The organism is Streptomyces sp. NPDC002784 (assembly GCF_053592135.1).
Genome location: NZ_JBSFVD010000068.1, coordinates 1 through 8,002, shown reverse-complemented (window position 1 = coordinate 8,002; position 8,002 = coordinate 1). Strand labels below are relative to the sequence as shown.

Annotated in this window: 8 protein-coding genes and 1 riboswitch; of the genes, 5 read left to right on the top strand and 3 right to left on the bottom strand. The window is 71.7% G+C overall.

What is annotated here, in order from left to right; translation table 11 throughout:
- Positions 1-164: 164 nt before the first annotated feature.
- Both ACWD1Z_RS35840 and ACWD1Z_RS35835 read right to left on the bottom strand, forming a co-directional pair.
- Positions 165-1,673, bottom strand: coding sequence for an ABC transporter substrate-binding protein (locus ACWD1Z_RS35840; RefSeq protein WP_451124852.1), 1,509 nt, complete (start codon positions 1,671-1,673; stop codon positions 165-167).
- An 87-nt stretch (positions 1,674-1,760) separates the two neighbouring features.
- Positions 1,761-2,297 carry a GNAT family N-acetyltransferase gene (locus tag ACWD1Z_RS35835; RefSeq protein WP_451124850.1) on the bottom strand — a complete coding sequence of 179 codons (537 nt, stop codon included), beginning with the start codon at positions 2,295-2,297 and terminating at the stop codon, positions 1,761-1,763.
- Positions 2,298-2,320: 23 nt separating this feature from the next.
- Positions 2,321-2,499: riboswitch (cobalamin riboswitch) on the top strand.
- Positions 2,500-2,580: 81 nt separating this feature from the next.
- On the opposite strand from ACWD1Z_RS35835, the gene ACWD1Z_RS35830 reads away from it, so the two are divergent.
- The 5 genes from ACWD1Z_RS35830 (at position 2,581) to ACWD1Z_RS35810 (ending at position 6,679) form a co-directional block, all read left to right on the top strand.
- On the top strand, positions 2,581-2,961 hold the full coding sequence (locus tag ACWD1Z_RS35830) for a (2Fe-2S) ferredoxin domain-containing protein (RefSeq protein WP_451124856.1): 381 nt from the start codon (positions 2,581-2,583) through the stop codon (positions 2,959-2,961).
- 55 nt (positions 2,962-3,016) lie between these two features.
- The gene (locus tag ACWD1Z_RS35825; RefSeq protein ID WP_451124848.1) at positions 3,017-4,006 is read left to right on the top strand and encodes an ABC transporter substrate-binding protein; all 990 of its coding nucleotides are present in this window, start codon (positions 3,017-3,019) and stop codon (positions 4,004-4,006) included.
- Positions 4,007-4,155: 149 nt separating this feature from the next.
- Positions 4,156-5,157, top strand: coding sequence for a FecCD family ABC transporter permease (locus ACWD1Z_RS35820; protein WP_451124854.1), 1,002 nt, complete (start codon positions 4,156-4,158; stop codon positions 5,155-5,157).
- Positions 5,154-5,981 carry a heme ABC transporter ATP-binding protein gene (locus ACWD1Z_RS35815; RefSeq protein ID WP_451124846.1) on the top strand — a complete coding sequence of 276 codons (828 nt, stop codon included), beginning with the start codon at positions 5,154-5,156 and terminating at the stop codon, positions 5,979-5,981. The genes ACWD1Z_RS35820 and ACWD1Z_RS35815 overlap by 4 nt, the downstream gene beginning before the upstream one ends.
- Complete coding sequence (locus ACWD1Z_RS35810) at positions 5,978-6,679, top strand: (2Fe-2S)-binding protein (protein ID WP_451124844.1); 702 nt, start codon at positions 5,978-5,980, stop codon at positions 6,677-6,679. The genes ACWD1Z_RS35815 and ACWD1Z_RS35810 overlap by 4 nt, the downstream gene beginning before the upstream one ends.
- Positions 6,680-6,822: 143 nt before the next feature.
- Here ACWD1Z_RS35810 and ACWD1Z_RS35805 read toward each other — a convergent pair whose 3' ends face one another.
- Entirely contained in the window at positions 6,823-7,527 is a 705-nt protein-coding gene (locus ACWD1Z_RS35805; protein ID WP_451124842.1) for an adenosylcobinamide amidohydrolase, read from the bottom strand.
- Between the last annotated feature and the right edge of the window lie 475 nt (positions 7,528-8,002).

Sequence of the window (8,002 nt, the reverse complement as noted above, 5' to 3'; positions counted from 1 at the left end):
CCCGGCGCTGACCGTGCTCAAGGCCGGGTCGGTGCGCGACAGCCACGGCAGCAGGCCGATCGCGCACACCAGCCCGCCCGTCAGAAGGACCCGCCACAGCAGGGTGAGGCCGCCACCCCGCGCGAGTGCGCGCAGGGCGGCGGCAAGGGGCCTGGCCAAGGGGTTCAGCGCCGGGTCCCGGTGCCGACGAACTGCCGCTCGTACGGGTCGAGCAGCGCGCCCTGGACGGACGCACTCAGGCCGGTGACGACCTTCAGGTGCACCAGCGGGATCACCGCGTCGGTGCCGATGATCGCGGCCTCCGCCTTCATCGCGGCGTCCTGCCGTTTGCCCGGATCGGCCTCGGCCCGGGCCTTCTCGACCAGCCGGTCGACGTCCTTGTCGCACAGGAACGACAGGTTGAAGCTGCCGTCGCAGGTGAAGTCGCTGGCCAGGACGGTGACCGGGTCACCCGTGTCGAGCATCATGTTGCGGGAGGCGACGGCGGCGTCGAACTTCTTGGCCAGCAGGTCGCTTTCGAGGCGTGCGTAGCTGCGCACCTCCAGCTTCACCGTGAACCCGGCTTTCTGGAGCTGCTGTTGGAGCACCTGGGCGGTCTCGGGCAGCTCGGCCCGGTCGTTGTAGGTGGCGATGGTGATGGGCTTGCCGTCCGCGTCGGTGGCCTCGGCCCGGCCGGTCGGCTCGGTCCTCTTGTCCGCGGTCCAGGTCAGGGCGGGGCCGTAGATGCCCTGGGCGGGCTCGGCGTGACCCTCGTACACGCCCTTGGCGACGGCGGAGGTGTCGATCGCCTCGCGCGCGGCGGCCCGCAGCGCCGCGTCCTTGAAGACGCCTCGCTGGGTGTTGAGGTACAGGCTGGTGTTCCGCGCGGTGTTGATCTCGTGGACGGAGTCCTCGTCCAGGGAGGCGACCTGTGCGACGGGCAGGGCCTCGGCGATGTCCACGTCCCCGGTGCGCAGGGCGTTGGCGCGGGCGGTGCCGTCCGAGACGAACTTCGCGTCGATGCCGGACGCCTGGGCGCGCCCGCCCCAGTAGTCGTCGTAGCGGTCCAGGGCGGCTGCCGTGTCCCCGGTGGTCCGGGTGAGTTCGAAGGGGCCGGTGGCGGTGCCGGCCGGGTTCACCTTGCCGTCCTTGCCGTACGCCTTGGGGGAGAACACCGCGAGGCTGGGGTTGGTCAGCCGCAGCGGCAGCACCGGGTCGGCCTCGCCCGTGCCGACCTTCACCTGGTCGTCGCCCACGACCTCGGCGGTCAGCTTCACGCCGGAGATCGCGGTCGGCGCCGGGTCGGCCGCGGCGGCGTGGGTGAGGGCGGAGGCGACGGCCTCCGCGGTGACCTCACTGCCGTCCTGGAAGGTGGCGTCCCTCAGCGTGAACACCCAGCTCTTGCCGCCCTGTCGGCTGCTCCACGACTCGGCGAGCGCGGGGGCCGCGGTGCCGTTGGCGTCCAGCCGGGTCAGCCCTTCGCTCACACCGAGCCGGGACAGGATGAAGGAGTCCTGGCCGCCGTACGGCGAGTAGTTCTCCGTCGGCTGGAAGGCGAACGCCACCCGCAGGCGCCCGGCCTCACCCGGGCCGGAGGAGTCCGAGGACGAGTCGTCGTCGTTGGAGGCGAAGCAGCCGGAGAGCGCGGGGGCGAGCAGCAGGCCGGCTATGAGTCGACGGCGGGGAGATCTCATGGTCCTCGTTCTGTCTTTCCAGGGCGGACGTTCCCGTACGGGTCGGTCGGCCGACGTCGACCAGCATCATATGAATATGATTTTCATTTAAGCAAGCGGGATCTCGAAGTGCACCACGCCATTGCCTCCGCCGGGCACGTCCTCCCTCTCGTCGCAGACGACCTTGCCCAGCGTCCGCCACAGGCTCATCGCGCCGGGGGAGTGCGGGTCGGTGTGCAGGTACACGGACCGGTAGCCGCCTTCCGTCCGTGCGAAGTCCAGCAGCTCTTCCACCAGTTGCCGGGCCAGCCCGCGCCGCCGGTGTTCCGGGCGCGTGTACACCCGCCTCAGCTGCGCGGTCTCACCCGACGGGTACCGCTCCGCCAGCCACCGCGGGTTCGGCGGATGGACCGGCCCGCGCGCATCGAGCGCGGCCGTGGCGGCCACCGTCCCGTCCGCGTCGTCGACGGCGACCAGCAGGGTGTGCCGGGGCGGGACGACGTAGAACGACCCCGGATCGATGATGTCGGCGTGCCAGTGCGGCACGTAGCCGGTGCCGAAGTCGCGGTAGACGGTGTCGAGCATCACCGCCCGCGCCTCGTCGAGATCGGCGGCCATGGCGGTCCTGATGCGATACTTCTGCATCTGCGCATCATATGCAGGTAGCCCTGTGCGATGATGTTCGGCGACAAGGCGACGGCGGAACGAGGAAGCCGGTGTGAATCCGGCGCGGTCCCGCCACTGTGATCGGCGAGCCAGTCCCGAACAGGCCACTGCCCCAAGCCGGGTGGGAAGGCCGGGACGCGCTTCGACCCGAGAGCCAGGAGACTCAGGCGGTCGCCTCCTCGACGAACCCGGGGCGGATTTCCCCGGAGGAGGGTGGTTCGGCATGCCCGTGAGGCCGGCCGAGGAGGCGTACGACAGCCCGGTGGGCACAGGGTCGGTCGGTACAAGACCGGTAACTCCGGTGCCGTGCCGGGTCGTTGTGTGCCGGGACTGCTGCTGCGGCAGTCCCAAGGTGACCGGCGTCGATCACACGGCGCAGACCGCGCGGCTGGGCGAGGCCGCTCCCGTACGCGTCTCCGCCTGCCTGGATGTGTGCGATCAGGCCAACGTGATCGTCGTGCAGCCCTCCGCCGCCGGACGGGCCGCCGGGGCGCGGCCGGTCTGGCTGGGCCTGGTCAACGACCCCGCCGCGACCGAGGACATCGCCGCCTGGGTGAGCGCGGGCGGTCCCGGCATCGCTGCCCGGCCCGAGATCCTCGACCTCTACGCCTTCACCCCGCCTCGGCGCCGCGCGGCCCGCTGAGACCGGCAGCCTGCGCGCCGACCGTCCGTAACACCCGTACGAGAGGACCTTTCCCATGACGGGCAGACGTCTGCTGTCCCCCTTGCTGGCCACGGCCACCGCTGTGCTCATCACGAGCTGCGGCGCAAGCGCCCAGGACAACGCCGGGGGCTCCAACGGCCCGGCCGACAAGGGATTCCCGGTCACCGTGTCCAACTGCGGGGTGACAACGACGTTTCAGCGCCCACCCCAGCGCGCGGTGTCCTTGAACCAGCACGCGACCGAGGTGATGCTGGCGCTCGGGCTGGAGAAGTCGATGGTCGGCACGGGCTACCTCGACGACGCAATCCTCCCCGAGTACCGGGCCGCCTACGACAAGGTCAAGGTGCTGTCGGAGCAGTACCCGTCGTACGAGACGCTGCTGGCCGCCGAGCCCGACTTCGTCTACGGCGGCTGGGCCTCCACCTTCGACGAGAAGGAGGGCCGCTCCCGTGCCGCCTTCACCCAGGCCGGCATCAACACCCGCCTCAACATCGAGGAATGCCCGGCTGGGCCGGTGACGATGACCGCCATGGACAAGGAGATCCGCGAGGTCGCCAAGGTCTTCGGCGTCCCCGAGCGGGCAGAACGGCAGATCGAACGGCTGCACACCACCCTGGAGGAGGTGGACGGCAAACTCGACGGAGTGGAGCCGGTAAAGCTGTTCGTCTACGACAGCGGCGACAAGAGCGCCTTCACCGCGGGTGGCGCGGGCATCGGCAACGACATGATCAAGCGGGCCGGAGGCGTCAACCTCTTCGCCGACCTCGACAAGCCGTTCGGTGACGTGTCGTTCGAGCAGGTGGCCGAGCGAGCGCCCGAGGTCATCGTCATCTACGACTACGGCGACCAGAGCGTGGCGCAGAAGAAGGAGTTCCTGCTCGCCAATCCGGCGCTGCAGGACGTGCCCGCCATCAAGAACCGGCGGTTCGCGGTGCTGCCGCTGTCCTCCACCGTCGTGGGCGTACGGGTGCCCGCGGCCGTCGCGTCGCTGGCACGCCAGCTCCACCCGGACCGCTTCCGGTGACCGGCGTGAGCGAATCGGCCGCCGCTGGCACCGACGCCGTCGCCGTCGCCACGGGCAGGACGCCGGTAACCACCGACACGGTCGGCAACGGCTCTGCCAGGGCCGGGACCGCGCAGGCCGTCACCGGCCGCCGCAGACTCCCTTACGCCCTGGTCCTGGCCGGGCTCGCCGCCTTGGTGGCGGTGGCGGCGACGTTCGGGATCGCGGCCGGCTCGGTCACGATCCCGGCCGACGAGGTGTGGCGCATCCTGCTCCACCACCTGCACCCCGCCCTCGCCGATGAGACGTGGCCCCCGGTGCGGGAGACGATCGTCACCGACGTCCGGCTGCCCCGGGTACTGCTGTGCGCGGTGGTCGGAGCCGGCCTGACGGTGGCGGGGATGGCGTTGCAGGCCTTGGTCCGCAACCCGCTCGCCGACCCGATGCTGCTGGGAGTGTCGTCGGGCGCGAGCGTCGGCGCGGTCCTGGTCCTCGTCCTCAACGTCACACTGTTCGGAGCCTTTTCGCTGCCGCTGGCGGCGTTCTGCGGTGCACTGGCGGCCCTGGTCGCGGTGTACTTCCTGGCCCGCTCCGGCGGACGGATGACCACCGTACGGCTGGTCCTGGCGGGCGTGGCGATGGCCGAGGTGCTGTCGGCGGTGGCGAGTTTCCTCGTGGTCACCTCCAACGACCCCCACAAGACGCAGTCGGCGATGCGCTGGATGCTCGGCGGACTGGCCGGCACCACCTGGACGATCGTGTGGATCCCGGCCGCCGTGGTCCTGCTCGGTACGGCCGTCCTCCTCGGCGTGAGCCGTCCGCTGAACCTGCTGCTCGCCGGTGAAGAGGCCGCAGCCGCCCTCGGCCTGGACGTCCACCGGTTCCGTGCCGCACTGTTCACCCTGGTCGCCCTGATGATCGGCACGATCGTCGCGGTCAGCGGCCAGATCGGCTTCGTCGGCCTGATCCTGCCCCACGTCGTACGGCTCCTGGTCGGGGCCGACCACCGCCGAGCGCTCCCGGCCGCGGCTCTGCTCGGCGCGGCCTTCCTGATCGCCGCCGACCTGGCCGCGCGCACCCTCATGAGCCCCGAGGAGATCCCCGTCGGCATCCTCACCGCCCTGGTCGGCGGCCCCTTCTTCCTCTGGCTGATGCGCAGGAGCGCGCGATGACCGGACGGCCACCCACGGCACCCGCAACGCTGCACATCGACGACGTGTCGGTGGCAGTCGACGGCACACCCCTGGTCGACCGAGTCTCCCTGACGGTGTCAGCCGGGGAGGTGGTCGGGCTCGTCGGCCCCAACGGCGCCGGCAAGTCCACCCTCCTGCGCACCGTCTACCGGGCGCTGCGCCCCACGTCGGGTCGCGTGCTGCTGGACGGGACGGACATCTGGCGGATGCCCGGCAAGCAACTGGCCCGGCGGTTGGCGGCCGTCCTGCAGGAGCACGCCGGGGACTTCGAGCTCACCGTGTATGAGGTGGTGGCCATGGGCCGCACCCCGCACAAGCGCCCCTTTGCGGGCGATGACGCCGACGACCGCGCCATCGTCACGGCCGCCCTGACGGAACTGGACGTCACCGACCTCGCCCAGGCACCCTTCGACCGGCTGTCCGGCGGTGAGAAGCAGCGCGTCCTGATCGCCCGCGCACTCGTCCAGCAGGCCGGGACGATGGTGCTGGACGAACCCACCAACCACCTCGATCTGCGCCACCAGCTCGACGCGCTCCGCCTCGTCCGCCGCCTCGGAGTCACCGCCGTGGTCGCCTTGCACGACCTCAACCTCGCCGCTTCGTTCTGTGACCGCCTCTGCGTGCTGGACGCCGGACGCGTGGTCGCCCAAGGCACACCCCGTGACGTCCTCACTCCCGCCCTGCTGAAGGACGTCTACCGCGTCGAGGCGGACATCACCGAGCATCCCCGCACCGGCCAGCCACAGGTGACGCTGCTCACCGGCCACCAGCCCGCACCCAGACAGGAAGCCAAGCAGACATGACCGCACCGGTACCTGTACCTGCTCATGTGCCCTCCGGGGCCGTCGCTGCCGCGCTGCAGGACGTAGCAGCTCTGGGAGGCTTCTTCACCCTGACCGTGGGCGGCCCCGACCAGGGATGGCACCCGGTCACGGACGCCTACGCCCGAGGCTTTGCCGACCTCGCGCAGGTGATCGCCGACCGGTACGACACCCGGGAGGCGCGCATCGGCCTCTCCATCGCGCAGCTCGGCCACGCCGCCCGCCTGTGGTCCCCGGTCCTGGCCTGCACACTCCTCCACGGCATCGTCCCCGACCTGACCGGGCTGCACCGGGCCGACGAGGGCCCCGCGCTGAGGCTGCCCAACCCCAGCGGCTGGCCCGCCGACCGAATCCCGAACCTCACCGGGAAGTTGTACGAGGTGGTGGTCGAACAGCACCTCGACGCGCTGGCCACAGGGAGCCGCGTCAAGATCTCCCCCCGCCTCCTGGACGGCAACGCCGCTTCAGCACTGGCCGGCACCGCCCAGGTACTGCTGACGGCACGGCCGGACCTGCGAGACCCCCTCACCGAACTCACCACCGGCCTCCTGGCCACCGGCCGCCTCTCCGGCACCGGCCACTTCACCGGCCCCGACCTCGGCTTCCGCCGCCGCAGCTGCTGCCTCTTCTACCGCACTCCGGCGGGCACGACATGCGGAGACTGCTGCCTGACCGGATGACTCACCTGACGGCCGGGGCACCCAGGGGACGCGGCCGGCCAAGGCGTCGCGCCTGCCTGGGGCCCTACTGGACGGCACCGACGTCATCCTGGGTGTCTCACCGACCCCGTTCTCTCACCCGACACGTCAACACGACGGAAAGCTCAGTAGCACGGGTTCAGGGGAGCAGATGACTCGTCGGCGGAGGCGCGTACGGCTTTGTGGACGGCGCGGGCGAGGCGGGCGCCCCACAGGGAGCGGGGGCCCGCGAAGGCGTGGACCTCGTCTTCGGTGCGTGGGGAACGGGCGGCGATGCAGACGGCGTCCGTGGGGGTGCCGGAGCAGTCGTACCCCGCGTCGAGCAGCGCCTGCACCTTCGCTTCCGTGGCTGTGGCCACCGCGTTGACCAGCGCCGCGTCGGTCAGGGCGACGGGAAGTGTCGCGACGATGTTGATCGTGCCGGCGTGCGGTGCCGCAGCCGTGCCCTCGGCCGGGGAAGCGGCCCATCCGCGTACCCCGAGCCCCGCGGTGGCCACGGCGTGCACCCCGCCGTCGTGGGCGTACCCGTAGGCGCGCACATCGGCCGCGGTCATCAGCCCGACGCCCGGGCCATGGGCGTCGGCCGCGCGCGCCACGTCGGCGAGGTGGCGTTCCGGGTCGATTCGCCGGTAGCCATGGGCGACTTGCGCGTTCAGGATCCAGGCGCGTACGCCGATGCCGCCGCCGAGCACTGCGCTGCTGATCATCCGCCAGCCGTCGCCCAGCCGCCACAACAGGCTGTGCAGGCGCTCACCGTCCTCGACGCGGGTGAGGTGTTGTATGCCGGGCAGGCCCGCGCGGTGACGGGTCGGCGGATCGAGGGCGGTCACCGGACGGGCTCCTGTTGCTTGCCGGGCGAGGATCCGGGTGATCGTACGCCGCGCTGTTCGGGCGGGCTGTGCCGGGCCGCGGCCGTCAGCGCGGCCGTTGTCATCGCCGACGGAGAGCATCGTCCGCGGGGGTGGCCCGCTCGGGGCGCCGAGCGTCCGCTAACCTACCGGCCAGTAAGAAGCTTGTCCGTCAGCTCCCGCCCGACGTTGCGAGGTACTCGTGGACTCCACCGCCTCCCGTACACCCGACCGCGCCGCCGCTCTCGCCGCCGACCGGTCCGCACTCCAGCTTGCCGGGCTTCTGGCCGTGGCGGGGGCCGCGCACTTCGCCGTGCCGAAGCCCTTCGACTCGATCGTGCCGCGGGGGGGGGCCCGCCCCCCCGAGGGGGGGGGTGAGGCCGCCGGCGCCCCCGCGGGAACCGGGGGTTGCCCCCGGCGGGCCACCCCCCGCACCCCGCGCCCGCCCGGGCCCCCC

Coding starts and splice junctions, on each gene's coding strand:
- ACWD1Z_RS35810 (WP_451124844.1), top strand. CDS start 5,978: ATGACCGCACCGGTACCTGTACCTGCTCATGTGCCCTCCGGGGCCGTC.
- ACWD1Z_RS35835 (WP_451124850.1), bottom strand. CDS start 2,297: ATGCAGAAGTATCGCATCAGGACCGCCATGGCCGCCGATCTCGACGAG.
- ACWD1Z_RS35840 (WP_451124852.1), bottom strand. CDS start 1,673: ATGAGATCTCCCCGCCGTCGACTCATAGCCGGCCTGCTGCTCGCCCCC.
- ACWD1Z_RS35815 (WP_451124846.1), top strand. CDS start 5,154: ATGACCGGACGGCCACCCACGGCACCCGCAACGCTGCACATCGACGAC.
- ACWD1Z_RS35825 (WP_451124848.1), top strand. CDS start 3,017: ATGACGGGCAGACGTCTGCTGTCCCCCTTGCTGGCCACGGCCACCGCT.